The sequence below is a fragment of the Streptomyces sp. NPDC102451 genome, from assembly GCF_044765485.1.
GTDB lineage: Bacteria > Actinomycetota > Actinomycetes > Streptomycetales > Streptomycetaceae > Streptomyces.
Genome location: NZ_JBIWKD010000010.1, coordinates 68,032 through 93,904 on the forward strand (window position 1 = coordinate 68,032; position 25,873 = coordinate 93,904).

At 71.8% G+C, this 25,873-nt stretch carries 21 protein-coding genes; 7 read left to right on the top strand and 14 right to left on the bottom strand.

Annotated elements, in window-relative coordinates:
* Positions 1 to 58: 58 nt before the first annotated feature.
* Both ACIRD8_RS22700 and ACIRD8_RS22705 read right to left on the bottom strand, forming a co-directional pair.
* Complete coding sequence (locus ACIRD8_RS22700; protein WP_403994348.1) at positions 59 to 2,644, bottom strand: N-acetylmuramoyl-L-alanine amidase; 2,586 nt, start codon at positions 2,642 to 2,644, stop codon at positions 59 to 61.
* Between the two features lie 224 nt (positions 2,645 to 2,868).
* Positions 2,869 to 5,697, bottom strand: coding sequence for a penicillin acylase family protein (locus tag ACIRD8_RS22705; RefSeq protein ID WP_403994351.1), 2,829 nt, complete (start codon positions 5,695 to 5,697; stop codon positions 2,869 to 2,871).
* A 222-nt stretch (positions 5,698 to 5,919) separates the two neighbouring features.
* Between ACIRD8_RS22705 and ACIRD8_RS22710 the strand changes: the two genes are divergently transcribed.
* Entirely contained in the window at positions 5,920 to 6,531 is a 612-nt protein-coding gene (locus tag ACIRD8_RS22710) for a hypothetical protein (protein WP_403994353.1), read from the top strand.
* Positions 6,532 to 6,571: 40 nt separating this feature from the next.
* On the opposite strand, the gene soxR is transcribed toward ACIRD8_RS22710, so the two are convergent.
* On the bottom strand, positions 6,572 to 7,045 hold the full coding sequence (gene soxR, locus ACIRD8_RS22715; RefSeq protein WP_403994356.1) for a redox-sensitive transcriptional activator SoxR: 474 nt from the start codon (positions 7,043 to 7,045) through the stop codon (positions 6,572 to 6,574).
* 158 nt (positions 7,046 to 7,203) lie between these two features.
* Between soxR and ACIRD8_RS22720 the strand changes: the two genes are divergently transcribed.
* Positions 7,204 to 7,665 (top strand): MaoC family dehydratase, encoded by a 462-nt coding sequence (locus tag ACIRD8_RS22720; RefSeq protein WP_403994359.1) that lies wholly within the window; start codon positions 7,204 to 7,206, stop codon positions 7,663 to 7,665.
* 69 nt (positions 7,666 to 7,734) lie between these two features.
* On the opposite strand, the gene ACIRD8_RS22725 is transcribed toward ACIRD8_RS22720, so the two are convergent.
* From ACIRD8_RS22725 to ACIRD8_RS22740, 4 genes are all read right to left on the bottom strand, one after another.
* Positions 7,735 to 8,364, bottom strand: a complete 630-nt coding sequence (locus tag ACIRD8_RS22725; RefSeq protein ID WP_403994362.1) for a TetR/AcrR family transcriptional regulator — start codon at positions 8,362 to 8,364, stop codon at positions 7,735 to 7,737.
* A gap of 84 nt (positions 8,365 to 8,448) precedes the next feature.
* Positions 8,449 to 8,739 (bottom strand): YiaA/YiaB family inner membrane protein, encoded by a 291-nt coding sequence (locus ACIRD8_RS22730; protein WP_031099588.1) that lies wholly within the window; start codon positions 8,737 to 8,739, stop codon positions 8,449 to 8,451.
* A 90-nt stretch (positions 8,740 to 8,829) separates the two neighbouring features.
* A complete protein-coding gene (locus tag ACIRD8_RS22735; protein WP_403994365.1) occupies positions 8,830 to 9,843 on the bottom strand; it encodes a hypothetical protein in 1,014 nt (337 codons plus the stop codon).
* 81 nt (positions 9,844 to 9,924) lie between these two features.
* Positions 9,925 to 11,079, bottom strand: a complete 1,155-nt coding sequence (locus ACIRD8_RS22740) for an acyl-CoA dehydrogenase family protein (RefSeq protein ID WP_403994368.1) — start codon at positions 11,077 to 11,079, stop codon at positions 9,925 to 9,927.
* Between the two features lie 65 nt (positions 11,080 to 11,144).
* Here ACIRD8_RS22740 and ACIRD8_RS22745 point away from each other — a divergent pair, with 65 nt between their 5' ends.
* From ACIRD8_RS22745 to ACIRD8_RS22755, 3 genes are read left to right on the top strand one after another with little or no spacing between them, the layout of a single operon-like run.
* Positions 11,145 to 11,819 carry a TetR/AcrR family transcriptional regulator gene (locus tag ACIRD8_RS22745; protein WP_403994371.1) on the top strand — a complete coding sequence of 225 codons (675 nt, stop codon included), beginning with the start codon at positions 11,145 to 11,147 and terminating at the stop codon, positions 11,817 to 11,819.
* A gap of 14 nt (positions 11,820 to 11,833) precedes the next feature.
* Positions 11,834 to 12,559, top strand: coding sequence for an ArsR/SmtB family transcription factor (locus ACIRD8_RS22750; RefSeq protein WP_403994374.1), 726 nt, complete (start codon positions 11,834 to 11,836; stop codon positions 12,557 to 12,559).
* Positions 12,560 to 12,603: 44 nt separating this feature from the next.
* A complete protein-coding gene (locus tag ACIRD8_RS22755) occupies positions 12,604 to 13,542 on the top strand; it encodes a DMT family transporter (RefSeq protein ID WP_403994376.1) in 939 nt (312 codons plus the stop codon).
* Between the two features lie 80 nt (positions 13,543 to 13,622).
* Here the strand turns inward: ACIRD8_RS22755 and ACIRD8_RS22760 are convergent, their stop codons facing one another.
* The 7 genes from ACIRD8_RS22760 to ACIRD8_RS22790 form a co-directional block, all read right to left on the bottom strand.
* Entirely contained in the window at positions 13,623 to 14,702 is a 1,080-nt protein-coding gene (locus tag ACIRD8_RS22760) for a Zn-dependent alcohol dehydrogenase (protein ID WP_403994379.1), read from the bottom strand.
* Positions 14,703 to 14,733: 31 nt separating this feature from the next.
* Positions 14,734 to 16,128, bottom strand: a complete 1,395-nt coding sequence (locus ACIRD8_RS22765) for an aldehyde dehydrogenase family protein (protein WP_403994382.1) — start codon at positions 16,126 to 16,128, stop codon at positions 14,734 to 14,736.
* Between the two features lie 171 nt (positions 16,129 to 16,299).
* On the bottom strand, positions 16,300 to 17,640 hold the full coding sequence (locus ACIRD8_RS22770; protein ID WP_403994385.1) for an ABC transporter ATP-binding protein: 1,341 nt from the start codon (positions 17,638 to 17,640) through the stop codon (positions 16,300 to 16,302).
* Between the two features lie 149 nt (positions 17,641 to 17,789).
* Entirely contained in the window at positions 17,790 to 19,061 is a 1,272-nt protein-coding gene (locus tag ACIRD8_RS22775) for an MFS transporter (RefSeq protein WP_403994388.1), read from the bottom strand.
* Positions 19,061 to 20,473 (bottom strand): CitMHS family transporter, encoded by a 1,413-nt coding sequence (locus ACIRD8_RS22780; RefSeq protein WP_403994391.1) that lies wholly within the window; start codon positions 20,471 to 20,473, stop codon positions 19,061 to 19,063. The genes ACIRD8_RS22775 and ACIRD8_RS22780 overlap by 1 nt, the downstream gene beginning before the upstream one ends.
* Before the next feature lie 121 nt (positions 20,474 to 20,594).
* Positions 20,595 to 22,802 (bottom strand): molybdopterin oxidoreductase family protein, encoded by a 2,208-nt coding sequence (locus ACIRD8_RS22785; protein ID WP_403994394.1) that lies wholly within the window; start codon positions 22,800 to 22,802, stop codon positions 20,595 to 20,597.
* Between the two features lie 179 nt (positions 22,803 to 22,981).
* Positions 22,982 to 23,611, bottom strand: coding sequence for a TetR/AcrR family transcriptional regulator (locus ACIRD8_RS22790; protein WP_403994397.1), 630 nt, complete (start codon positions 23,609 to 23,611; stop codon positions 22,982 to 22,984).
* 111 nt (positions 23,612 to 23,722) lie between these two features.
* Here ACIRD8_RS22790 and hmgA point away from each other — a divergent pair, with 111 nt between their 5' ends.
* Both hmgA and ACIRD8_RS22800 read left to right on the top strand, forming a co-directional pair.
* Positions 23,723 to 25,042, top strand: a complete 1,320-nt coding sequence (gene hmgA / locus ACIRD8_RS22795; RefSeq protein ID WP_403994400.1) for a homogentisate 1,2-dioxygenase — start codon at positions 23,723 to 23,725, stop codon at positions 25,040 to 25,042.
* Between the two features lie 43 nt (positions 25,043 to 25,085).
* Positions 25,086 to 25,859, top strand: a complete 774-nt coding sequence (locus ACIRD8_RS22800; protein ID WP_403994403.1) for a GntR family transcriptional regulator — start codon at positions 25,086 to 25,088, stop codon at positions 25,857 to 25,859.
* The last annotated feature ends 14 nt before the right edge of the window (positions 25,860 to 25,873 follow it).

A 25,873-nucleotide genomic window follows, 5' to 3' on the forward strand; every position in this document is an offset into this window, starting at 1 on the left:
GGGGGGGGGGGGGGGGGGGCCCCCCCCCCCCCCCCCCCCCCCCCGCCCCCGTCTCGGCTCACTTGCGGAAGTAGCCGGTGACGTCCGCGATCAGGTCCAGGGTCCCCGAACGGTTGTAGAAACTCACCTTGCCGTTCACCACGGGCACGATCACCAGATTCGCCGCCGTCTCCCCCTTCACCAGGTTCAGGTTCGACGCACTCGTACGTTCCGTGCCGTCCGGATAGACCGACACATAGCTCGTCGCCCCCGTCACGTTCGTCGCGGTCACATTCAGCACGACCGCCGTGACGCCCTGGGCCGGCACACCGTCGACACCCGCGACCTGAAGGGTCACGACACCGTCCGCACCGACCGGCGCCTTCGGCACCCCCAGACCCGTGCGCGTGTCCATCAGACGCTTCGGCCCCAGGTTGATGTGCGACGCGCCCTGGTCGCCGGAGGCGAAGTAGCCGGTGATGTCCGCGATCAGATCGAGGGTCCCGGAACGGTTGTAGAAGTTCACCTTGCCGTTCACGACGGGAACGATCACCAGGTTCGGAGCCGTCTGCCCCTTCACCAGGTTCAGGTTCGACGCGCTCGTACGTTCCGTGCCGTCGGGGTAGACCGACACATAGCTCGTCGCCCCCGTCACGTTCGTCGCCGTCACGTTCAGCACGACCGCCGTGACGCCCTGGGCCGGCACACCGTCGACACCCGCGACCTGAAGGGTCACGACACCGTCCGCACCGACCGGCGCCTTCGGCGCCCCCAGACCCGTGCGCGTGTCCATCAGACGCTTCGGCCCCAGGTTGACGTGGGTGGAACCCTCACCGACGGAGGTGAAGTAGCCGGTGATGTCCGCGATCAGATCGAGGGTCCCGGAACGGTTGTAGAAGTTCACCTTGCCGTTCACGACGGGAACGATCACCAGGTTCGGAGCCGTCTGCCCCTTCACCAGGTTCAGGTTCGACGCACTCGTCCTCGTCGTGCCGTCCGGATAGACCGACACATAGCTCGTCGCCCCCGTCACGTTCGTCGCCGTCACATTCAGCACGACGGCGCCCACGCCGGTGGCGGGGATGCCGTTGGTGCCGGTGACCTGGAGGGTGACCACACCGTCCGCACCGACCGGCGCCTTCGGCACACCCAGACCCGCACGGGTGTCCATGACCCGCTGGGGAGTGACGGGCACGAACGTCTTGGGGCTCGGGACGTTCACGTTCACCGCCGTGGTGACCGTGGTCCTGCCCGACTGGTGAACCGCCTTCACCTCGACCTTGTGGGCGCCCGGGACGAGCATCGTGGAGGCGGAGCGTGCGCTGCCCGCGACGGTGGCCACGCTCCGGCCGTCGACGAGGAGCTCGAAGGCGCTGATCAGCGAACTGGGTGTGCTCGTCGACCAGTTCAGCGAGACGGGGCCGGGGGTCTCGTAGCCGGAGTCGACGGGGAACGCCCCACCGCCGACCGATGTGACCTTGAGGGCCTGCACAGGTCCGGCCGCCAGCGTCCGGATGTCCCCGAGCTGCGGGTAGAGCTTCATGCCGGGGCACTCGGTGTTGAAGCCGTCCCGGTGTCCCGAGATCTGACCGAACGGGTAGGACTGCCCGGCGACGAACTCCTTGCCGGCGTAGTTCTTCTGCGTGGCACCGGCCACCAGCGTGGTGCTGCCGGCCGGGTCGCCGCCGTACTGTCCGAGCTTGTACGCGGCCACCCGGGCGGTCGCTTCGAGAGCGGCGGCGGAGGCGCCGGCGGCCGTGTAGTCGCCGATGATCGCGACGCTGGTCGACTCGCTGTTGAAGCCGTAGGTGTGCGCGCCCATGACGGGCTGGTCGATGCCGCCCTGACGCCCCTCGAAGATCTTCCCGCACTTGTCGACCAGGAAGTTGTAGCCGAGGTCGCGCCAGCCGTTCGTCTTGACGTGGTAGACGTGCAGGGCCCGCACGACGGCCGCGGAGTCGGCGCAGTTGTAGGCGCCGTCCGTGGTGTGGTGCACGAAGACGGCCTTGATGACGCCCTTCTCCAGGTAGATCGGACCCTCGTCGTTCAGGGACTCGTCGGCGCCCCACTGCTCCCGGGTGACGACCGGGGGCTGCGGAACCGTCGACGGCGGGCCCGGATCGACCTCCGCGGACGCCGATCCGGCGTCTGCGGCACCGCTCCGTGCCGCGCCCCCGCCCGCGGCCGGGTCGACCATGTCGAGCCGGAGCCCGTCCGGCAGGGTGCCGGAGGCCGCCCCGTCACTGATCCGCACCTCGGCACCGTCCGAACGGCCGACCCAGACGGGCTCGGTGGAGCCGCGCTCCGAGGGACGCTCGCCGTCGAGACCGGGCAGGTACGGCTCCAGGGTGATCCAGTCGGACCACCTGCCGGTCTCCGTGCTGCGGGTCCTGGCCTCGATCGTGCCCTTGACCTCCGCGTCGGCGTCGGGCCAGGACACGCCCAGCATGCCGAAGGTCTCCGTCGTACGCCGTGAGAGGGCGGCCTCGCCGCGCCCCTCGGACTTCAGGGCGAGCTTGTGCACCTCGCTCCTGACCGGACCGTCCTGGTCCACAGCGGCGCTGTAGGCGGCCGGCCGGCTCTCGTTCCGCGCGTCTTCCGCGCCGGCGCCGCTCGCCACGTCCTGGAAGCCCAGAACGGCGACGACGCCGAGTGCGGCGGCCATAGCCGTACCGCGTACCCGATTCACTCTCAAGTTGTCCCCACCCCTTGATGCAGCTTGGTCGAACTGCGGAATATTACGGCCCTCCCTCCGGCCCGAAGGGGCCGGGGTGCCCTGGGCGCACACCGGCCCCGCAGTGACGCGGCTCCCCGCGCCGCCGTGAACAGCGGTGCGGGGAGCCTTTTCTGTCGATGCGTCAGATACTGGGCCGTTCTGTGGAGGCGCGTTCAGCGGTGCGAGGGGAACTCCACGACCTGCTGGTACGTCGGCCGGTTCTGCCAGTGGATCGACTTCTGCGAGATCCCGCCCAGCGGACGGTGGACGATCGCGTCGGTGCACCACTGCTCGCCGGCCTTGCAGCTGTCGTCACCCGGGTAGACCTCGGCGGCGGGCACGGCCGCCGCCTCCTTCAGGGTGCTGAGCAGCGCGGAGCGGCAGGCGCTCAGGTCGCCGCCGCCGCAGTACGTCTTCGCCAGCGGGCCCTTGACGGACTGTCCGAGGACCTGGCGCAGGTCCTTGTCGGCGAAGCCCCACCAGCCGTACTGGAACGCGGAGCCGCTGTGCGCCCCGCTCGGCCCGTGGCTGGCGGCCGGGGACTCGTCGGTGGCCAGGCTCGCGGTGAACGCGTCGTAGAGCCCGTCGCCCAGACCGGGGCGGAACTCCGCCTCGACCAGCTTCGGCCACCAGGCGTCCATGATCCGGACCGCGTCGGCGTGCGTGTACGTGTGCGATCCCGGGCTGGTCTCCTTGCGCTGTGCCCCGGCGGCCCGCCAGGAGTCCAGCTGCTGGACCACGGCATTCAGCGCCGGGTCGGTGACCGGCTGGGAGCGCAGCACCTTCAGGAGCTCGGGCAGCAGCTGCTCGCCGCGCAGGTCGGTGAGGGCTGCCTCCTCCATGGCGCGGGTGAGGGAGGCGCGGGTGACCCCGCCCTCCTCGACCAGTGCGGACACCCGGTCGTCGAGCAGGTCGCCCCGGTGCACGGCGCCGAAGCCGAAGGCGGCGGTGGAGTAGTCCTTGGCCTGACGGTTGTTCCAGGAGATGTAGTAGTCCTGGCCGCTGGAGTGCGGGTGCTCGGCGAACGGGGTGTAGTCGGTGGTGTTGGCCGCCGGGTCGTACCCCTTCCACTCGTACGCCTTCTCCGCCTTGACCGGCAGCGCGGCGTCCACCCCGGCCGCGCGCACGGGGTTCATGCCGCTGTTGTAGTAGGCCGTGGTGCGCGAGTCCGCGTAGAACCAGTTGAAGGCGTAGTCGATGTGACTGGCGGCCTGCTGGAAGGAGGCCGCGTCCGTCACGTACGCCGGGTCGTTGAGCAGCTGGAAGCCGATGATCGAGTCGGCCTCGTGGCGGTAGGTGGTGCGCAGCGAGGTGTACGCGACCGGCTTGCCGTCGACCGTGGCGCGATGGGTGACGATGCCGTAGTCCGTGCGCCACACCTGCATCCGGTACGAGCCCTTGGCGGTGGAGTCCGCGACGGTGGGCTTCCAGGAGTTGGTGCGCTCCAGCTTCTCCATGGCCGTGCAGGCGCCGTCGTTGCGGTAGTGCGTGGAGTTCTTGGTGGGCGCGGAGCCGTCGGGTTCGCAGAGCTCGACGGCGTACGTGTCGGTGATGTCCTGGGCCGCCGACGTGGCGCTCCAGGCGTAGTCCTGGCCGCGGCCCATCTGGATGTACATGCCGACTCCGGCGAAGGAGACGCCGCGGGCGCTGATGCCGGGGCCCTGCAGCTCCTGGAGCATCATCAGCTGCGGGGCGAAGTAGCCGGTCTGGGGGCCCATGACGGCGATCGGGTTGCCGCTGGCGGTGGCCTTGCCGGACACCAGCAGGGCGTTGGACATGCCCTTCTTCTGGGCGCCGTCGCCGGATCCGGGCAGCGAGCCCTCGGGGATGACGCCGTCGTCGTACATGCCCTGGAGCGGCTTGAGCGCGTCCGGCGCGTCGACGGGGGCCTTCTTGTCCGTGCCGGCCGAGCCGGTTCGGTCGTAGATCAGGGGTTCGGGTGTGACGGATCCCGCGTCGGGAAGAGCCGTGCCCCGGGCCTTGTCGGGCTTGCCCGCGTACGGGAACGAGGTGCCGTCGTGGACGGTGAGGACGGCCTCGGGGTCGTTGCGCTGGCGGAAGGACTCCCAGACGCGGGTGCCCTCCTCGACGCCGTACTTCTGCTGGGCGGCGAGCAGCGAGAGCGCGGCCTGGACCTCACCGCCGCCTCCCCCGCCGAACTGTCCGCCGACGACCGAGGCGATCGAGATCAGGTCGGTCAGCCCGAACGGCTGGATCTCGCCGATGTTCGTGATGGAGTCGATCTTCCCGGTGAGGACGTACTCGCCCGGGAAGTAGCGGCCCTTCTTGGACTTGTCACGGTAGGCGTTGATCCCGTCGACATAGGCCTGCGCGTCGGCCATCGCCTGCTCGCCGCGCGCGCCCTCGGTGGTCCTGATGCGTTCGACCTGGGCCTGGAGATCCGCCTCGGTGTACGGGGCCTGCGGCCAGAACTGCTGCTCCAGCCCCTGGTTGGCCAGTGCCCCGCCGGCAAAGGAGGTCAGCTGGCCGCGCCCGATGTGCCGGAAGAGGTCCATCAGCCACAGCCGGTCCTGTCCGGCGGCGAAACCGGCGCCGAACTCGGTGCCGTAACGGGTGGTGCCCTTGATGTGGGGCACGCCGCTCTTCTTGTCCCGGGTGATCGTGACGTCCTCGCGCGGCTTCGTCACGGACTCGACCTGGTCGGCGGCGACCCCGAAGGAGGCGTCGTTGAAGAAGTCGGTCAGCTTCTGGTCGGTGAGGCCCGTGTGCCCCGCGACCAGGCCGTTGTAGCGGTCGAGCTGGTCGTCGCTGTGCGCGGGGTGCGTGCCGAACGCCTTGTTGCCGAGGATCTCGACGAGGGTGGCGTTGCCGTTCTCGCCGGGCGGCAGGATGTCCGCGCACTGGTTGCCGCAGTGGTCGGTGACGGCGAGGGGCGCGGGCTCCGCCGCTCCGGCGCCGGGCGCCGTGGCGAGCAGGGACGTGCCGAGAGCGAGAACGGCCGCGACTGTGGCGGCTCTGAGCGTGCGGGTGCGTGGGGGCATGCGTGCTCCTCCGGGTGGCCGATGCGCCGGAGGTTACTGGCGGTACACCCCGTCCGTAAGATGAACATCAGTCACTTTTTCCGAATCACCACACACGCCCGGACGTGGCCCCGCACCGGCCGTCTCAGTCCGTGGACGCGTTCACCCTTGGATGGAGCCGAATCGGGCAGTCGTACGTCCATCCCTTGACGCCGAAGTACGAGCGACGGAGGTGGCAGTGCCATGGCCGGTTTCCGGAGTCTTGCGAGACAGGTCCGCGATCCACGGGGCGATCTGGCTTTGCGGCGGTACTCGCTGCGCAAATGCCTGGAGCGGTTCGCCCCGTACGGTCACCGGGCGACCTGGGATCATCTGTGCGCCCGGCACGGGATCGAGCCGGAGGACCGGGCCCCCGACCCGGTGCGCCTGATGCGCGCACTGGAGGAACTGGAGGAGGCGCGGGCCGTCTGGCTCGCGTACGAGGCGGGCTTCGCCGAGCGGCGGCGCCGTGAGAAGCACGACGGGCTGCGGCGGCCCGGCACATTCGACGACTGGCACCGGCGGACCTGGGGCGGCAACGGGATCGCGCACTGCGAGGACCCGGGGGTCCACCCCGGCGCGCCCCTGGCGGAGGTCCTGGGGAGGCTGATCGCGGCCCTGGGCGCGAAGCCGGGCGCCGCGTGCCCGGTCTGCACGGGGACCGGCATCATCTGGCGGCAGGACCTGGACCGCGAGCCGTGGGCCGGCCCGGTCTGCACGGGCTGCGGGATCGTGGTCCCCCGGCCCGTACTGACGGCGAAGGCACTGGCCGAGGCAAGAAGAGCGCGGACGAGGGCCCTGGCGTCGGCGGCCTGAGGGGCACGCGTCGAGGGAACCCGCCGGAGCCGGGGCGCGCTCAGGAGCGGCTCCCGGCTCCCCGCTCGGGCATCAGCCGCGATCCGGCCATCCGCTCGCCGACGACGTCGTCCGGGTTGGACAGCACACAGGTCTCCAGCGAGAGGCACCCGCAGCCGATGCAGTCGGTGAGGTGGTCGCGCAGCCGCCCCAGCTGCTTGATGCGCTCGTCCAGCTCCGAGCGCCACGCCCGGGAGAGCCTGGCCCAGTCGTCGCGGTTCGGTGTGCGCTCCTCCGGCAGTTCGGCGAGCGCCTCCCTGATGGTGGCGAGCGGGATGCCCACCCGCTGCGCGGCCCTGACGAACGCCACCCGGCGCAGCGCGTCCCTGGTGTAGCGGCGCTGGTTGCCGCTGGTGCGGCTGCTGCTGATCAGGCCCTTGGACTCGTAGAAGTGCAGGGCGGACACCGCGGCTCCGCTACGGGCGGAGAGCTGGCCGACGGTGAGTTCTTGGCATTTCTGCGGGATCTGTGGCACTCCTCCAACCCTAGTGGGGGCGCCTCGGCCGCCACCGCCGCTTCGAAAACCCGGCCGGTCCGTCGTTGACAGGGAGGCGCGGCCCAACCATGCTGAGCAAGCGCTTAGACACCGCCCCGCGGAGGGCGACCGACCGCCGGAAGACAGGGACCAGGAACATGGCAGAGCCGAAGATCTTCACGTCCGCCCAGGAGCTGCGGGACGGGGTGGGCCAGGAGCTCGGTCACAGCGATTGGCTGGAGATCGACCAGAAGAGGATCGACCAGTTCGCCGAGGCCACGGGCGACCACCAGTGGATCCACGTGGACCCGGAGCGCGCCGCGGCGGGCCCCTTCGGCACGACGATCGCGCACGGCTATCTGACGCTGTCGCTGCTGCCGGTGCTCGTCCCGCAGATCCTCCAGGTCGAGAACGTGAAGATGGGCATCAACTACGGCACCAACAAGGTCCGCTTCCCCTCGACCGTCCCGGTGGGCTCGCGGCTGCGCGCCACGGCCGTGCTCAAGAGCGTCGAGGAGGCGGGGGGCGGCGTACAGGTGACCGCACTCGTCACCATCGAGCGCGAGGGCGGCGACAAGCCGGCGTGTGTCGCGGAGTCGGTGTCGCGCTACTACTTCTGACACGTCCGGGGCGCGCGTTCCGATACGTCCGGGGCGCGGGTGCGCCGGGCCCCGCGGGGGTGCCCGGCGTCACTGCTTCGGAGCGGCGCCCACCATGCGCAGGACGAGGTCCGCGTAGAGGGTGCCGACCTCCTCGGGCGTCCTGCTGCCCTGGGCGTTGAACCAGCGCGCCACGTCGATGCAGAGGGAGAGCACGGCGAGGGTGGTGCCCGGGACGTCGGGGACGTCGAACTCGCCGGCCCGGACGCCGTCGCCGATGATCCGGCGCACCACGGCGTCGCTCCGCCTGCGCAGGGCGACGATCTCGGCGCGGTGCTCCTCGCCGAGGGCCTCCAGCTCGTACTGCACGACCCGGGCCGTGGTGTGCCGCTCGGCGTGCCAGCTGACGAAGGACCGGACCGCGTCGGTGAGCCGCTCGGCCGCAGTACCGTCCTGGTCCGCCGCCGTCTCCAGGAGGAGCAGGGCCCGGTCGTGGCCGATCCTGCTGATCCGGTGGAGCAGCTCTTCCTTGGTCTTGTAGTGGATGTAGAGCGCGGCCGGGCTCATCCCGGCCCGGCCGGCGATGTCACGGGTGGTGGTGGCGTGGTAGCCACGCTCCGCGAAGGCCTCGACCGCCGCGAGGAGCAGTCGCCTCGCCGCCTCGGGCGTGACCTCGCTCCACGGCGTGTTCTCGCCGTCGGTCTCCTCCGCCGTGCTCATCGCCACGTGCCCCTTTCCGCTGGCAGGACGAACACCATACCGCGAACCTGAGCAAGCGCTTAGAGCGCGCAGGGGGTGGGACCGTCAGAGCTTCTGGAAGGGATCGTGCTCGGCGAGGATCTTCTCCAGCCTGGCCTGGTCGACCCGGCTGACGATCTGTCCCGCCTCCTGCCGGTCCCTGATGACCTTGGCGAGGGTGAAGCACGAGGTGACGAGATAGAGGACGCCGATGGCGAGGAAGGCCCGGACCCAGGCGTCCGCGTCGAGGAAGAAGATGCCGAGGGCCACCGCACCCATGGCCACCCCGAAGGAGAGGACGGCCTGCCCGTAGAAGGCGGCGGTGCTCTGCTGCTTGACCGATGTTGTCTCACTCATGGGACACAGCATCGGGCGCGGTGGCGCGGACCGGTATCCGTCGCCGTACTCAGCCGGTACTCATGGACAGGCGCACGGGCCGGCGGTATGTCAGGGGACCGGGCATCCGTGCCGGGCCCCGGAGGCGGTGGCGAAGGCCGCGAGCAGGCGCTCCGCGTCCTGGCTGCCGACCGTGCTCCGCACCCCCTTCTCGCGGTCCGGCCTCGGGAGCTCCTCGAACTTGACGTACGCGTCCCCCAGGGCGCCCCCGCATGCGTGGGACCGCATGACCGCGCCCTCCACACTGCCCGGGTAGCGGCCGTCCAGGTAATTCTCCTGCTGGGCGGAGGACCCGTAGTAGGCGGTCAGCCGGACATGGTGGTCCTTGGCCGGGAGCCTCACGGAGCACTCCTCCGTGAGCGCGCGCCCGGCCGGCTTCTCCGTCACCTTCGTGATCCCCAGCCGGTCCGCGTCCCGCGGGCCGAAGACGTCGCGGCAGGTGCCCTCCGCCTTCGCGACGGGGCGGGTCTGCCACGGCGTACGGTCGACGGCCGAGGGGCGCCGGCCCAGATCTCCCTCGCAGCCGAACCGCTTCGCCGCGCGGCGGGCCGACTCGGTGGCGAACCGCGCCACTTGGAGCACCTGGGCGTCGGTGAGTTCCTCGATGTCCTGGCGCGCCTCTGCCAGGACGAGAAGGCCCTTGCCGGGCAGCGGGGCGCAGTCGACGAGTACCCCGGCCCTGGGCCGGTCGGAGACGGCGAAGGAGCCGTTCCAGCCGAATCCGATCGGCGTCGCCGAGGTGTCCTCCGCCGCGCCACTGGCCCGATGGGCCGCCGACGGACGGATGTTCAGCTTGAGCTGTACGCCGCCGGCCTCCTCGCCCCGGGCCCAGGCCGCGCAGTACTCGGTCTCCTGGCCCACCCATTCCGCGGTGTGGCCGCCGAACTCCAGCTCGGCGCCGCCGAAGAACGTCCCGGCCTCCTCGGCCGCCAGAGCTCCCCGGCAGGTGTCGGCGGGGACCTCGCCGGAGTCGTCGCCCCGGAGGCCGAACCCCCAGATCAGCCCGCCGGCCGTGAGCGCCAGGACGAGCACTCCCCCTGCCGCCCCGACCCGTCGCCCTGTCATGTCACGCCCTCCCCCGTCGATCCGGTCGGGGACGCTATCAGAGCGGCACACGGCCACCGGCGCCCGGCACCGCCGGGGGCCCTAGAAGGCGGACACCCCCGTCAGCGCCCGGCCGATGATCAGCTTCTGGATCTGGCTGGTGCCCTCGTACAGGGTCATCACACGGGCGTCCCTGACCAGCTTGCCGACGGGGTACTCGTCGATGTAGCCGTAACCGCCGAACACCTGGAGGGCGTTGTTCGCGGCGCGGACCGCGGCCTCGGAGGCGAAGAGCTTCGCCGTGGACGCCGCGGTGGCGAAGTCCTGGCCGCGGTCGATGAGGTCGGCGACGCGCCAGGTCAGCATGCGGGCGGCGTCGACGTCCACGGAGATGTCGCTGATGAGCTCCTGGACGAGCTGGTAGCTCGCGATGGACTTGCCGAACTGCTCGCGCTCGCCGGCGTAGCGCACGGCGGCGTCCAGGGCGGCCTGGGCGATCCCGACGCAGCCCGCCGCGACCGACATCCGGCCCTTGGCCAGGGCTGACATCGCGATGGAGAAGCCCTTGCCCTCGGGGCCCATCAGCGCGGAGGCGGGGACGCGGACGTCCTCCAGCACCAGTTCGGCCGTGGCCTGGCCGCGCAGCCCGAGCTTGCCGTGGACGGTGCGCCGGGTCAGGCCGGGGGCGTCGGCCGGGACCAGGAAGGCCGAGATGCCCCGGTGGCCGGGGGTGTCGTTCGTCCGGGCGAAGAGCAGGACGACATCGGCCCAGGTGCCGTTGGTGATGAACATCTTGGAGCCGTTGATGACGTAGTCTCCCCCGTCCTCGCGCACGGCCCTGGTCGTCAGGTTCCCCGCGTCGGAGCCGGTGCCGGGCTCGGTGAGGCCGAAGCAGCCGATCGCCTCGCCCGCGGTGAGCTTCGGCAGCCACTGCTGCTTCTGCTCCTCGCTGCCCCAGGAAGCGATCGTCTTGGCGACCAGGCCGAGCGAGACGGACACGATGCCGCGGACCGAGGAGTCGCCTCGGCCGAGCTCCTCGGTCACCAGGCAGTACGCGAGGTGGTCTCCGCCCGAGCCGCCGTACTCCTCCGGGACCGTCAGCCCGAGGAAGCCGAGGGCGCCCAGCTTCTTCACGATCGACTTGTCGACACTCTCGGCGCGGTCCCACTCGACGACATGCGGGGTGATCTCCCGTGCGACGAAGTCCTCGGCGAGCTGCCGGACGGCTTCCTGCTCCTCGCTCAGCTCCAGGTTCATCCTGTGACACCCCACTTTTAATTAGCACTGCTAGTTTTAGGCTTGCAGGCCCTACTATGTGCCGCATGGCCCGACCGCGCAAGCCCCTCCTCAGCAGAGACCGCATCGTCGAGGCGGCGGGTGCCCTCGTCGACGCCGAGGGGCTGGACGCCGTCTCGACCCGCCGGCTCGCCGCCGAGCTGGGGGTCAGCGGGCCCTCGCTCTACAACCACTTCCGCAACAAGGACGAGATCCTCGACGCGGTCGCCGACGCCGTCTCCGCACAGGTCGACCTGTCGATGTTCGAGGAGTCCGACCCGCGCGACTGGCCCGCCGCCCTGCACGACTGGGCCGTCTCCTACCGGGCGGCGCTCGCCGAGCACCCGCACATCGTCCCGGTGCTCGCCCAGGGGCCCGGCCGCCGTCCGGCCGGCCTCAAGGTCGCCGACGCGGTGTTCGGGGCGATGGTCCGGGCCGGCTGGCCGCCCGCCCAGGCGACGTACATCGGCGCGCTGATGCGCTACTTCATCACCGGTTCGGCGCTCGGTTCCTTCGCCCGCGGGTTCGTCGACGACGAGACGGCGTACGACCCCGCCGACTACCCCCACCTGGGCCAGGCGCATCTGCTGGCCGACCGCCGCCAGCAGGTCGACGAGGGCGCCTTCGAGACCGGGCTGCGCGCGCTGCTGGACGGCCTCGCATTCCAGTACGAGCAGACGGCCGCCGGTCGGACGGTTCGGCCCGCGCCGAACGGTGCCTGACGCATCCTGGACCCATGGCCCGTACGACACCGCACGATCCGGCCGCGCCGCGGCTCGCCGCACTGGCGGCCCTGCTCGCCGACGAGACCCGCGCCTCCTTCTGCCTGGCCCTGCTCGACGGCCGGGCCTGGACGGCGGGTGAGCTGGCCCGTGGCGCGGGAGTGGCCCCCTCGACGGCCAGCGAGCATCTGGGCAAGCTGGTCGCCGGCGGGCTGCTGGCCGAGGAGCGCCAGGGCCGCCACCGCTATCTGCGGCTCGCCGACGGGCGCATCGCGCAGCTGATCGAGGAGCTGGCCGCCCACGCCCAGCCGGGGGTCCGTACTCCCCCGCGCACCCTGCGCGAGGCGAGCCTCCGGCACGCGCTGGCCCGGGGACGTACCTGTTACGACCATCTCGCCGGGCTCCTCGGCATCCGCATCACCGACGCGATGACCGAGCGCGGGCTCCTGCGGCAGGACACCGGTTTCGCGCTGACCGAGGCCGGCCTGCAGTGGTTCGGCGCGCTCGGCATCCCCCTCGGCACCGCCTCCCGGAGGCCCCTGGCGCGCGGCTGCCTGGACTGGACCGAGCGAAAGCCCCATCTGGCCGGTGTCTCGGGTGCCGCCCTGTGCCGCCATGTGCTGGACGCCGGGTGGTGCGAGCGGGTCGGGACGGGACGGGCGGTCCGGGCGACGCCGGCCGGGGAGCGTGCCCTGTCGGAGCACCTGGGTATCGAGCCGGCCTCGCTCACGGCGTGCTGACAATTCGGTGGGGGACGAAGCGTTCCCGGCCTACCGTCGTGGCCATGACGACGACACCGACAGCGCGCCCCTCCGCGCCGTCCGCCTCCCGACGCAACTGGCGCGCCCCGGCCGCCGCGTGCACCACGGTCCTCCTGTGGGCCTCCGCATTCGTCTCCATCCGCAGCGCGGGCGAGGCGTACTCACCGGGGGCGCTGGCCCTGGGACGCCTCCTCGCGGGCACCCTGACGCTCGGGGTGATCCTGCTCGTACGCCGCGAAGGGCTGCCGTCCCGGGCCGCATGGCCGGGCATCATCGGATCCGGGCTGCTCTGGTTCGGCCTGTACATGGTGGTGCTCAACTGGGGTGAGCAGCAGGTCGACGCGGGTACAGCGGCCATGATCGTGAACGTCGGGCCGATCCTGATGGCGCTGCTCGGTGCCCGGCTGCTCGGGGAAGGGCTGCCGCGCCGCCTCCTGACGGGCATGGGTGTCTCGTTCGCGGGCGCCGTCGTCGTGGGGCTCTCCATGTCCGGCCACGGGAGTTCCTCGGTCCTGGGCGTGCTCCTGTGCCTGCTGGCCGCGCTGTCGTACGCCGGCGGGGTGGTCGTCCAGAAGCCCGCGCTGCGGCACGGGTCGCCGCTGCAGATCACCACGTTCGGCTGTCTGATCGGTACGGTCGCCTGCCTGCCGTTCACCCGGGTCCTGGTCTCCGAGGCGGCCGACGCCCCGGTGTCGGCCACGCTGAACATGGTCTACCTCGGGGTGTTCCCGACGGCGCTGGCCTTCACCACCTGGGCGTACGCCCTGGCCCGTACGACCGCGGGCCGAATGGGCGCGACGACGTACGCGGTGCCCGCGCTGGTGGTGCTGATGTCCTGGCTGCTGCTGGACGAGGTGCCCGCGCTGCTCACCGTCGCGGGCGGGCTGCTCTGCCTGGCAGGGGTCGCGATCTCACGGACCCGCTCACGGCGCGCGCGGGCGGTCGAGGAACCGGCGGTCTGAGGACATCGGCCCGCGGGCGGGGTGCCCACCGCACGGGTGCGGGCCCGTGGATCCACGGCCCCGCACCCGTGCGCCGGTGTCTAGAACACGACCAGCGCGCGTCCGCCCTTGCCGGCGATCATGTTGTCGAAGGCCGCCGGGATGCCGTCCAGCGCGATCCGCTCCGTCACCAGCGTGGAGAGGTCGAACCGTCCGGCGCGGATGTGTTCCGCGATGACCGGCAGGTCGCGTGCCGGGTCGCTGTTCCCGTAGACGCAGCCGGTGAGGGAGCGGCCCCAGTGGAAGATCTCCAGGGCGTTGAAGGTCACCTGCTGGTCCTTGCCGCCGATGCCGACGACCGTGGTCCGGCCGCCGCGGCGCGTCGACTCCCAGGCCCCGCGGATCGTGGCGGGGCGGCCCACGCACTCCACGGCGACGTCCGCTCCCTGACCCCCGGTGAGCTTGCGGACGGCGCGCGGGGTGGTGTCGGAGGCGACGACGTAGTCGGTGGCGCCGGCCCGGCGGGCCAGCTCCGCCTTCTCCGGTGACACGTCCACGGCGATGATCTTCGACGCTCCGGCGATGCGGGCGGCCTGCAGGACCGCCAGGCCGACGCCGCCGATCCCGAAGACGACGACGCTCTCGCCCTCGCGCACCCGGGCGCTGTGGTGGACCGCGCCGTAGCCGGTCAGGACCGCGCAGCCGAGCAGGGCCGCGTCGTCGAGCGGGATGCCGGCCGGGGCGGGCAGCACGCAGTTCGCGGCGACGACGGTCTCCTGGGCGAAGGCCCCGACGTTCAGGCCGGGGTGGAGCTCGGTGCCGTCGGCCGTACGGGCGTGGACGTTCGCCGCGCCCTTGAGCGCGTCGGCGCAGAGCCAGACCTCGCCGATCCCGCAGTGGAAGCAGGCTCCGCAGGACGGCGCCCAGTTGAGGACGACCGGGTCGCCCGCGGCGACGTGGGTGACGCCCTCGCCGACGGAGAGCACCGTGCCGGCGCCCTCGTGGCCGAGGACCGCGGGGACGGGCAACCGCATGGTGCCGTTGGACAGGGACAGGTCGGAGTGGCAGACACCGGCGGCGGCGAGGCTGATGCTCACCTGGCCGGGGCCGGGCTCCGGGAGTTCGATGTCGGTGATCTCCAGGGGAGCTCCGACGGCGGGCAGTACGGCGGCGCGGACCACGAACAGACTCCTCGGTGGATCGGCGTGGGGATCAGAACTGGAGGGACTTGGTCTGGAGGTACTCGGAGAGGCCGTGCGGGCCGAGTTCGCGCCCCACCCCCGACTGCTTGTAACCGCCGAAGGGTGCCAGGGGGTTGAAGCGTCCGCCGTTGATGTCGACCTGTCCGGTGTCCATGCGGCGGGCGAAGGCCACGGCCTCCTCGTCGTCGGCGCCCCACACGGCGCCGGCCAGCCCGTACACGGTGTCGTTGGCAATCCGCAGGGCGTCGTCCACGTCCTCGTACCGCAGGATGGAGAGCACCGGGCCGAAGATCTCCTCCTGCGCGATGGTCATGCCGGGCGTGACGTCGGCGAACACGGTGGGGCTGACGTAGTAGCCCTGGTCCTTGGGGGCCTCGGGGCCGCCCGCGACGAGGCGGGCGCCCTCCTCGATGCCCTTCTCGATGTAACCCCGCACCCGGGCCTGCTGCTTGGCGTTGACGACGGGGCCGACCCGCTCGCCGGGTACGTACTTGGCGACGGCCGTGGCGGCGAGGCTCACGGCCTCCTCGTACCGCTCGGCGTCGACCAGCATCCGGGTCCAGGCGCTGCAGGTCTGGCCGGAGTTGGACATCACGTTGGCCACGCCGACGTTGACGGCCTTCGCGAGGTCGGCGCCGGGCAGGATCACGTTGGCGGACTTGCCGCCGAGCTCCAGCGCGACGCGCTTGACGGCCGCTCCGGCGGTGGCCCCGATCTGCTTGCCGACGGCGGTGGAACCGGTGAACGAGACCAGGTCGACGCCCTCGTGCTCGGCGAGCGCCTGGCCCGCGACCGCACCGATGCCGGTGACCAGGTTGAAGACGCCGGCCGGCAGGCCCGCCTCCTGGGTGGCCTCGGCGAAGAGCTGAGCGGTGAGCGGGGTGTCCTCGGCGGGCTTGAGGACGACGGTGCAGCCCGCGGCCAGGGCGGGGGCGACCTTGGCGACGATCTGGTGGAGCGGGTAGTTCCAGGGCGTGATGGCGCCGACGACGCCGACCGGCTCCAGCAGGACGGTGGAGTTGCCGAGCTTCTCCTCGAAGGAGTACGAGGCGGCCAGTTCGGCGTACGAGCCGGCGACCAGCACCGGTACGCCCGCGTGCACCGCCTGCGACAGCGGCAGCGGCGAGCCGAGCTCGGCGGTGACGGTCTCGGCGATCTCCTCCTTGCGGGCGGCGAGCACGTCGCGCAGCGCGGTGATCCTCGCGGCGCGTTCGGCGGGCGGGGTGGCCGCCCAGCCGGGGAACGCGGCGCGTGCGGCGCGTACCGCGGCGTCGACGTCCCCGGCGGTGCCCGCCGGGACATGGCCGATGACCTGCTCGTCCGCCGGGTTCACGACCGCGATCGTGTCCCGGCTTGCGGCGGGCCGCCACTCCCCGCCGATGTACATCCCGTCATGCGCCTTCATGGCTGTCCCTCCCGGGCTCGCTGTGCCTGCCGCCGAAGCCGTGCGTCGTACGGACGGATGCCGTCCCGGGCCCAAACTAGCGCTGTTAGTTTTTCGGCGCCAGGGAACGGCTGGAGACACAGGTCACGCCCGGCCGGTGCCGCGGCACCAGGGGCTGTCCGGCGGCGGTGGTCACACGTCGAGGCCGGGGATGTCCTTGGGCAGGGGGCAGATCCGGCGCCCCGAGTGGTCGAAGACGTAGAGGTGCGCGAGGTCGACGAGGAGGGGCACCTGCCCGCCCCGGCGCAGCCGCATGTCGGGGCCCGTACGCACGACGAGGTCGCTCGTCGTGACGGCGGGGCGGTCGGGGCTGCGTACGACGTACGGCGGCTGGTCGGGGCCCGGCTCGTCCAGCACGGCCACGGACCCGCCGACGGCACGCTGCTTCAGCCGTCCCAGCATGCTGACGCTCCCGCCGCGTCTGCGGTGCTGCTCGGCCTGCGGGCGGGCCGACTCCAGGTCGGGCACCACGGCGGCATGCGAACCGGTGTCGAGGTGGACGAGCGCCTCGTGCCCCTGGTACTCGACGTGCTGCACGAGGCCGCTGAGGGCGACCTCGCCGGCGCGGGCGTGGCTCGGCGGCGCGATGCGCACCGCCTCGGAGCGCAGGCCGACGATGATGCGGCGGCCCTGTTGGATGCGGAGCAACTGGTGGTCGGGGCTGAGCGGTTCGGGCAGCGGGAGGCGCTGCCGGCCGAGGTCGATGGACATCCGCCCCTCCAGCGGGGCGTGGACGACCGCCTGCAGCAGATTGATCCGCGGGGTACCGATGAACGCGGCGACGAAGACGTTCTCCGGGGTCGCGTAGACCTCGCGGGGCGTGCTGACCTGCTGGAGCACCCCGCCCCGCATCACGGCCACCCGGTCGCCGAGCGACATCGCCTCCGCCTGGTCGTGCGTCACGTAGACGGTCGTCACCCCGAGGTCCCTGGTGAGCTGGGAGATCTCGGCGCGCAGATGATTGCGCAGCTTGGCGTCGAGGTTGGACAGCGGCTCGTCCATCAGGAAGGCGGAGGGGCGACGCGAGATGGCGCGGCCCATCGCGACCCGCTGGCGCTCACCGCCGGAGAGCTGGCCCGGGTAGCGGTCCAGCACGGTCTCGATGCCGAGCATCCGTGCGGTGGCCTCGACGCGTTCGCTGTTGTCGGCGCGCGAGTTCTCCAGCTTGAGCGGGAAGCCGATGTTGTCCCGGTTGGTCATGTTCGGGTAGAGCGCGAAGTTCTGGAAGACCATGGCCATGCCGCGTTCGCGCGGGGACAGTTCGTTGGCCGGTTCACCGTCCAGGAGCAGATCGCCCTCGGAGATCTGCTCAAGGCCCGCGATCATGCGGAGCACCGTCGACTTCCCGCAGCCCGAGGGGCCGAGCAGCACCACGAACTCACCGGGTTGGACGGTGAGCGAGAAGCGGTCGACGGCGCGCGTGGACCGTCCGTACGTCTTGCTGACACTGCGCAGGGATATGGCACGAGTCATGTGATTCCGCCCGGGAAGGTGGATGGGCTGCGCGTGGGGAGCGGCTGCGTGGCCTGAAGTTAACCCACCGGACGTGGTGTGGGAATGACCCGTACGGAAGTTGCCTCCTCATACGTGCGTGACGTGTGGGAGCGCGGACGACGATGGCGTCAGGGGGACTTGCGCCCGGCGGGGCGGGGCGCGCCGGGGCGCGCCGACGCCGTGCGGGCGGGGCCGGGATCCGGGCGTCCGCCCGTGGCCCCGGTCCGGGGGTTGCTCCGGAGCCCGAGTCCCGCGGCCCCGACGAGCAGCGCGCCCAGCATCACGAACGGCGCGGCGGTGCCCGCGACTCCGGCGATCAGTCCGGCCGAGGCGGGCGCCGCGACCTGGCCGAGCCGGTTTCCGGTGAGCCTGAGGGCGAGCGCGGTGGAGCGGGCGGCCGTGGGGGCCGCCTGGACGACGGTGGTCATCGAGAGGGGCTGGCCGACCCCCAGGCAGAAGCCCAGCACGGCGAGCATCACGGCGAGCCCCCACACCGGGACGGGCAGGGCGATGGCCCCGCAGAGGAGGCCGCCGAGCAGACAGGTCGAGGAGAGCAGGGCGGCACGGCCGAGCACGCGCAGCATCGGCGTCATGACCAGACGGCAGGCGATGGTCGCGGCTGCCCGCAGGCTGAGCAGCAGGCCGACGGTGGCGGGGGCGATCCCGCGGTGCTCGCCGACGACCGGCAGATAGGCGGTGAGGATGTCGGTGGCACTGAGCACGGCGAGGCTGATGAAGATGCCGGCCGGGACCCCGCGGGTGCGCAGGATGCTGCCCACCGGCACCTTGCGGGCGGCCTGCCGGGGCGTCCCGGCCGCCCCGCGGTGCTCGATGCGCCACAGCGCGGTGAAGGAGGCGGAGGCGACGGCCGCCGAGACGACCAGGGCGAGGGCGCTCGTACGGGCCATCGCGCCGTCCCGCTCGGAGATGAGGTAGCCCGCGGCGATCGGACCCACGAGCTGCCCGAGCGAGGCCCCGATGGTGAAGTGGCCGAAATTGCGGTCCTGTTCGGCCGGGGCCGACTGCCGGGCGACGAGCGACTGGGCGCCGATCACGAAGCAGAGGTGACCGAGGCCCATGACCCCGCTCCACGCGGCCAGCGCCGTGAGGGAGCCCGAGGTGCCGCTGAGCGCGCAGCCGCCGCCGATCAGGAGGACCCCGACGGGCAGGAGCGGCGCGCAGCGGCCGTGATCGGTCCGCCGGCCGAGGGGTACGGCGGCGAAGAGCGGCAGCAGCGCGTACACACCGGTGATGACGCCGATCGCACGCTCGTCGGCGCCCAGCGAGAGGGCCCGGTAGGAGACGGCCGGCCGCGCCATCGACACCGCTCCCTGCGCGAAGGCGAAGGCGATGACGAGGCGCAGCAGCCAGCCCCTGCCGGGCCGTGGTTCCGGAGGCATCAGATGATTCCGAAGAGGATGCCGGCACCGAGGACCACCAGCGAGGTGAGCACGGCCCACTTGACGGTGAACCGGGTGTGGTCGCCGAACTCGACCTTGGCCATGCCGACCAGGACGTAGACGGCGGGCACGAGCGGGGACGACATGTGCAGCGGCTGGCCCACGATGGAGGCGCGGGCGACCTCGAGCGGTGAGACGCCATGGGCGGCGCCGGCCTCGGCGAGCACGGGCAGGACTCCGAAGTAGAAGCCGTCGTTGGACATGAAGTACGTGAGGGGAAGGCTCAGCACACCGGTGACGATGGCCATGTGCGGGCCCATCGCGTCGGGGATCGCCCCGACGAGCCAGTCCGCCATGTGTTCGACCATACCGGTGCCGGTGAGCACGCCGGTGAAGACGGCGGCGGCGAAGACCATGCCGGAGACGTTGAGCACGTTGTCGGCGTGGGCCGCGATCCTGGCCCGCTGGTCGGGCATGTGGGGGAAGTTGACGGTGAGGGCGAGGGCCGCGCCGAGCAGGAAGAGCACCGGGATCGGCATGAGTTCCAGGATCATCGCGGCCAGCAGGGCGACGGTGAGGCCGGCGTTGAACCAGTAGAGCTTGGGGCGGAGCGTGGACCGGTGGGGGTCGAGGCCCTTGAACTCCTCGTCCCCCTCCCCGTCCTCGGCGTCTTCCGCACCGCCGGTGGCGGGACCGGTGCTCCTCGGGCCCTTCGTGAGCCGGTCGCCGCTGCCACCGCTCCCCGCGCCGACCAGGACGGTCTCGGGCTCGGTCACCAGCGCCTCGTCGAGGGTGAGCATGCCGAGCCGCTTGCGCTCGCGGCGGCCCAGGACACAGGCGAGCAGGACGACGGCCAGGAGCCCGACGGCGAGGGCCGGGATCATCGGTACGAAGATGTCGGCCGCGTCCACCTTGAGGGCGGTGGCCGCGCGGGCGGTGGGGCCGCCCCAGGGCAGGGTGTTCATGACGCCGTTCGCGGTGGCGGCGACACCGGTCATCACGACCAGGCTCATCTTCAGCCGCTTGTAGAGCGGATACATCGCCGAGACCGTGATCATGAAGGTGGTGGAGCCGTCGCCGTCCAGCGAGACGACGGCGGCGAGCAGCGCCGTGCCGACGACGATCCGCATCGGGTCGGCCTTGCAGAAGCGCAGGATGCCCCGGACGATCGGGTCGAACAGGCCGACGTCGATCATCACGCCGAAGTAGACGATGGCGAACATCAGCATCGCCGCGGTCGGTGCGAGGGTGCCGACGCCCTCGATGACGTAGTCACCGAGCTTCGCGCCCTGTCCTACGGCCACGCAGAACAGGGCGGGGATCAGGACCAGGGCCGCGATCGGCGACATCTTCTTCATCATGATCAGGACCAGGAAGGTCGCGATCATGGCGAATCCGAGGATTGTCAACATATGGGATACCTAACGTTCACCTTTGAACTCTCACCGGTGCCGGCGGTCCGGATGACGTTAGGGGCCCTGAAGCAGCGTTAACAAGATGTTGACGTGTGAGCAATACGAGCAAAACCCCAGGTCAACGAGTCGGTGCTAGGGAGGCGGCGGCTGCGGACGGTGTCACGGAGACGGGGACGGCGTTGAGCACCGCGGTCCCGGACAGCGGGTCCAGGAGGGTGCCGTCCAGGAGCTGGTTCACGTTGACGCCCGGCTCCGCCCCGGCGACCGACATGCGGGTGCCCGGCCGGCTGTGGCCCCAGCCGTGCGGGAGGCTCACGACCCCGGCCCGTACCGAGTCGGTGATCTCGGCGGGCGCCTCGACCTCGCCTCCCGCGGCGGTGATCCGGGCCGTGTCGCCGTCCGCGAGTCCGATCCGGGCCGCGTCGTCGGGGTGGATCTGCAGGGTGCAGACGTTGGAGCCGCCGCGCAGCGAGGCGACGTTGTGCATCCAGCTGTTGTTGGACCGCAGATGACGGCGGCCGACGAGGACGAGTCCGGCGGGCCGCGCGCCGAGCGACGCACGGAGCCTGGGCAGGTCGGCGGCGATCGGTGCCGGGAACAGCTCGATGCGGCCGCTGCGGGTCCTGAGCACCTGCGGAACGCGCGGCTCCAGCGGGCCGAGGTCGATGCCGTGCGGATGCGCGAGGAGCTGCTCCAGCGTGAGTTCGTACGGGCCGAGGCGCAGCATCAGGTCGAGGCGCCGTTCGGCGCCGGTGCGGCCGGTCAGTTCCCCGGCGAGCGACTCGGGGAGCCCCGCCTTGGCGAGCGCCGTGGTGATGACCAGGTCGTCGACGGCCTCGGGCGGTGCGCCGTGGTTGCCGCCCACGGCGAGGACGAGCCGGGCGAGGATCTCGCTCTCGTCCATCCGCCCCTCCTCCAGCGGGACGGCCGGACGGCTGTAGCGGACCTGGTTGCGGACGGCGAAGGAGTTGAACGCGAAGTCGAAGTGGGCGCTCTGCGAGGGCGGCGGCGGGGGCAGCACGACGTCCGCGTGGCGCGCGGTCTCGTTGAGGTACGGGTCGACACTGATCATGAAGTCGAGGCCGTCGGCGAGTGCCCGGTCCAGGCGGTCCCCGTCGGGCGCGGAGAGCACCGGGTTGCCCGCGATGACGATCAGCGCCCGGATCCGGCCCTGCCCCGGTGTCGCGATCTCCTCGGCGAGTGCGGCGACCGGCAGTTCGCCCTTGGCCTCGGGGTGCCCGGAGACCCGGCTGCTCCAACGGCCGAGGGCGAAGCCCTTCCCCGGTGCGGCGGGGCGCGGGGCGCGGGCGGTGGCGGAGAGCGGGAAGAGGGCGCCGCCGGGGCGGTCGAGGTTGCCGGTGAGGATGTTGAGTACGTCGACGAGCCAGCTGGCCAGGGTGCCGTGCTCGACGGTGCAGCTGCCGATGCGCCCGTAGACGGCCGCGGCGGGGGCCGCCGCCAGCTCGCGGGCGATCTCCCGGATGGTGCCCGCGTCCAGGTCGCAGGCCCCGGCGACCGCCTCGGGGGTGAAGTCCGCGACGGCTTCAGCGAGTTCGTCGTAGCCCTCGATGTGTTCGGCGAGCACGCCCGGGTCGGCGAGCTTCTCCTCGACGAGGACCTGGGTGAGCGCGGCGAGCAGCAGGGCGTCGGTGCCGGGCCTGATGGCGGCGTGCCGGTCGGCGAGGCGCGCGGTGCGGGTGCGGCGCGGATCGATGACGGTGAGGGTGCCGCCGCGCTTGCGGAGCGCCTTGAGCTTGCCCGGGAAGTCGGGGGCGGTGCACAGACTGCCGTTGGACTCCAGCGGGTTGGCGCCGATCAGGAGCAGATGGGCGGTGCGGTCCAGGTCCGGTACGGGGATGGCGTGGGCGTCGCCGAAGAGCAGTCCGCTGGAGACGTGTTTGGGCATCTGGTCCAGGGTGCTGGCGGTGAAGACGTTGCGGGTGCCGAGCGTGGACAGCAGCAGCGGCGGATAGAGCCCGCCCGCCATCGTGTGCACGTTGGGGTTGCCGAGGAAGACCCCGACGGCCTGCTCGCCGTGTTCCCGGATCAGGGCCGGGATCTTCGCGGCGATCACGTCGAAGGCCTCGCTCCAGGTCGCCTCGCGCAGGACGCCGTCCGTGCGGACGAGGGGGGTGCGCAGCCGGTCGGGGTCGGCGTCCAGCCCGCCGAACGAGGCGCCCTTGGGGCAGATGAAGCCCTTGCTGAAGACATCACCGCGGTCACCGCGTGCGCCGGTGACCGCCGTTCCCTCGATGGTGAGGGTGAGTCCGCAGGTGGCTTCGCAGAGCGGGCAGACACGCAGGGCGGTACGGGAATCGTGGGACACGGGCCCTCCCCGGGGCGGCAGCGGTGGCGCGCGGGCGTGAACCGGCGCCCCGCACCGCACACGGCGGGCGCGGGCTCCCGGCGGACCGAGCATACCGACCGGTACGGATGCTGGCGAGGTGCCGGAGCCACCCCATCGCATCAGTGCCCGGCCGCCCGCTCGCGGCCGCCCCGGGGCCTCTATTCGAGTACGCCCGCGAGATAAGCGTGCAGCAGGATCCGGGTCTCCGCTATCAGGTCCGGGTCGCCCTCCGGGTCGGCCCGGAAGGCGAGTTGCAGCAAGGCGTCGGCGGCCTGCACACAGACCAGGACCGCGCGGAGCAGACGGGCGTCGGAGGCGGCCCCGTCGCGGCCCCGGCCGAGATGCCCCAGGAGCAGCTCCGTCAGGCGCCCCGCGACGCGCCGGTTCGCCTCCTCATCCAGGGGTCCCGCGGCGGGGACGGGCGGGCCGAAGTCGACGAGGGCGAAGCCTGCGGCGGAGCGCTTCATCGTCAGGTATTCGTCGAGCACGGCGTCGATGGCGGCACGCCATTCGCGCTCCGGGATGGCCTCCAGCCTGGCGACGACCCGCCCGGCGTAGACCTCCAGGTTGCGCTCGGCGAGGGCCTCGACGAGCGCCCTCTTGTTGGGGAAGAAGCGGTAGACGGAGCCGATGGGCACTCCGGCCCGGTCGGCGACCGCCCGGGTGGAGAGCTGCTCGTAGCCGGTCTCGTCGAGCAGGGCTGCGCCGGCGTCGAGGATGCGGGCGAGCCGGTCGGCGCTGCGCTGCTGCACGGGGACGCGTCGGAGGTTCGTATGAGCGTGGGACACGGCTCCATGATGCCCGTATGCCGTTGACGGGCCACGTTTCGATTCCTACGGTGATCCATAGGATTCTTCGTCAGGGGATCCACGGGATTCCTCATCCAACGGGAGCGCATGATGAGCGGCATCGAGCAGGCGAGGAAATCGGCGGAGAACCTCGGCCATCTGTCCGGCTTCGGCAACGAGCACAGTTCGGAGGCCCTCCCGGGCGCCCTGCCCCACGGCCGCAACTCGCCCCAGCGCGCGCCGCTCGGGCTGTACGCGGAACAGCTGAGCGGCTCGGCCTTCACCGAACCCCGGGCCCGTAACCGCCGTTCCTGGCTGTACCGGATCCGGCCCTCGGCCGCCCATCCCGCCTTCGTCCGCACCGACAACGGCGCCCTGCGCACGGCCCCCTTCACCGAGACGGTCCCCGACCCCAACCGGCTGCGCTGGGACCCGCTCCCCGAGCCCGCGCCCGGCACGGACTTCCTGGCCGGCCTGTGGACGCTCGGCGGCAACGGCGACGCCACGCAGCGCACCGGCATGGCCGTGCACCTGTACAGCGCGAACTCCTCCATGACCGACCGGGTGTTCAGCGACTCCGACGGGGAGCTCCTGATCGTCCCCGAGCGCGGCGGACTGCTGCTCCGCACCGAACTGGGCCTCCTGCGGGCCGACCCGGGCCATGTGGCGCTGATCCCGCGCGGCGTCCGCTTCCGGGTCGAGCTGCTGGACGCCACCGCCCGGGGGTACGTCTGCGAGAACTACGGGCAGCCGTTCGTTCTGCCCGACCTCGGCCCGATCGGCGCCAACGGTCTGGCCAACGCCCGGGACTTCCTGGCGCCCGTCGCCGCCTACGAGGACCGTGAGGGCCCGGTCGAGGTGGTCAACAAGTTCTGCGGGAACCTCTGGTCGGCGACGTACGGCCACTCGCCGCTCGACGTCGTCGCCTGGCACGGCAACCACACGCCGTACGTCTACGACCTGCGCCGCTTCAACGTCATGGGCACGATCAGCTACGACCACCCGGACCCGTCGATCTTCACGGTGCTGACCTCGCCGTCCGACACCCCGGGGCTCGCGGGCGTCGACTTCGTCGTCTTCGCCCCGCGCTGGCTGGTCGGCGAGGACACCTTCCGCCCGCCGTACTTCCACCGCAACGTGATGAGCGAGTACATGGGCCTGATCGAGGGGGCGTACGACGCCAAGGCGGGCGGCTTCGTGCCCGGCGGCGGCTCGCTGCACAACATGATGTCGGCGCACGGCCCGGACCGTGAGACCTTCGACCGGGCCAGCGCGGCGGAGCTGAAGCCGCAGAGGATCGACGACGGCCTGGCGTTCATGTTCGAGACCCGCTGGCCGGTCACGGCGACCGCGCAGGCCGCGGGCGCCGACCACCTCCAGCGCGGGTACGACGACGTGTGGCAGGGTCTGAGCCGCAACTTCCGGCCGTGACACCGCACCGCCGGCCGCGCCGCAGAGAGATCGGGTGAACCGGATGGACCAGGTGAACGAGACGGGCCGGCCCGGGTTCGCCCCCGACTCCCTGGTGCTGAACCGGAAGCTGCCCCTCTGGTACCAGGTCTCGCAGTCGCTGCGGGCGTCCATACTGGGCCGCCCGCAGGACGCCTCGACGCGGCTGCCGACCGAGGAACAGCTCGCCTTGCACTACGGGGTGAGCGTCCTCACCATGCGCCAGGCGCTCAAGGAGCTGGAGAGCGAGGGGCTGATCAGCAGGCACCGGAGGCGCGGCACGTTCATCGAGCCGCGCGCCCGGCGGGTGTCACCGGTCCGGCTGATGGGGTCGATCGACGCGATCGTCGCCCAGCAGTCGGGCGAGCGGACGACCGTGCTCGGCCATGGCCGCGCGCCCGTCCCGGGTGACCTCGCCGAGTTCTTCCCGGACTGCCCCGAGGTGGTCAGCTACCGGCGGCTCCGCTGCGACGAGACGACGGGCGAGCCCACCAACTGGGCGGAGAACGCGGTGCGCCCGGAGATCGCCGCCCGGCTCGACGTGGCCGATCTGGAGCGGTGGCCGATGACCAAGGTGCTGCGTGACGCCGTCGGCGTACGGATCTCCCGGATCACGGACACCGTGGAGGCCCGCCTCGCCGACCCGGTCACGTCCGAGCTGCTCCAGGTCCCGCTGCTCAGCCCGATCCTGCACTACACCGGCGTGGCGTACGACGAGGAGGGCACGGTGGTGGACGTGGCACGCATCCGATACAGGGGGGACCGCTTCTCCTTCTCGGTGACCGTCGACGCCCACTGAGGGCGGGGCCGCGA

What these genes read in the sequence shown, in the direction of transcription:
- ACIRD8_RS22700 (WP_403994348.1), bottom strand. Translation starts at nt 2,644, where the DNA reads ATGGCCGCCGCACTCGGCGTCGTCGCCGTTCTGGGCTTCCAGGACGTG.
- ACIRD8_RS22705 (WP_403994351.1), bottom strand. Translation starts at nt 5,697, where the DNA reads ATGCCCCCACGCACCCGCACGCTCAGAGCCGCCACAGTCGCGGCCGTT.
- ACIRD8_RS22710 (WP_403994353.1), top strand. Translation starts at nt 5,920, where the DNA reads ATGGCCGGTTTCCGGAGTCTTGCGAGACAGGTCCGCGATCCACGGGGC.
- ACIRD8_RS22720 (WP_403994359.1), top strand. Translation starts at nt 7,204, where the DNA reads ATGGCAGAGCCGAAGATCTTCACGTCCGCCCAGGAGCTGCGGGACGGG.
- ACIRD8_RS22725 (WP_403994362.1), bottom strand. Translation starts at nt 8,364, where the DNA reads ATGAGCACGGCGGAGGAGACCGACGGCGAGAACACGCCGTGGAGCGAG.
- ACIRD8_RS22730 (WP_031099588.1), bottom strand. Translation starts at nt 8,739, where the DNA reads ATGAGTGAGACAACATCGGTCAAGCAGCAGAGCACCGCCGCCTTCTAC.
- ACIRD8_RS22735 (WP_403994365.1), bottom strand. Translation starts at nt 9,843, where the DNA reads ATGACAGGGCGACGGGTCGGGGCGGCAGGGGGAGTGCTCGTCCTGGCG.
- ACIRD8_RS22740 (WP_403994368.1), bottom strand. Translation starts at nt 11,079, where the DNA reads ATGAACCTGGAGCTGAGCGAGGAGCAGGAAGCCGTCCGGCAGCTCGCC.
- ACIRD8_RS22745 (WP_403994371.1), top strand. Translation starts at nt 11,145, where the DNA reads ATGGCCCGACCGCGCAAGCCCCTCCTCAGCAGAGACCGCATCGTCGAG.
- ACIRD8_RS22750 (WP_403994374.1), top strand. Translation starts at nt 11,834, where the DNA reads ATGGCCCGTACGACACCGCACGATCCGGCCGCGCCGCGGCTCGCCGCA.
- ACIRD8_RS22755 (WP_403994376.1), top strand. Translation starts at nt 12,604, where the DNA reads ATGACGACGACACCGACAGCGCGCCCCTCCGCGCCGTCCGCCTCCCGA.
- ACIRD8_RS22765 (WP_403994382.1), bottom strand. Translation starts at nt 16,128, where the DNA reads ATGAAGGCGCATGACGGGATGTACATCGGCGGGGAGTGGCGGCCCGCC.
- ACIRD8_RS22770 (WP_403994385.1), bottom strand. Translation starts at nt 17,640, where the DNA reads ATGACTCGTGCCATATCCCTGCGCAGTGTCAGCAAGACGTACGGACGG.
- ACIRD8_RS22775 (WP_403994388.1), bottom strand. Translation starts at nt 19,061, where the DNA reads ATGCCTCCGGAACCACGGCCCGGCAGGGGCTGGCTGCTGCGCCTCGTC.
- ACIRD8_RS22780 (WP_403994391.1), bottom strand. Translation starts at nt 20,473, where the DNA reads ATGTTGACAATCCTCGGATTCGCCATGATCGCGACCTTCCTGGTCCTG.
- hmgA (WP_403994400.1), top strand. Translation starts at nt 23,723, where the DNA reads ATGAGCGGCATCGAGCAGGCGAGGAAATCGGCGGAGAACCTCGGCCAT.
- ACIRD8_RS22800 (WP_403994403.1), top strand. Translation starts at nt 25,086, where the DNA reads ATGGACCAGGTGAACGAGACGGGCCGGCCCGGGTTCGCCCCCGACTCC.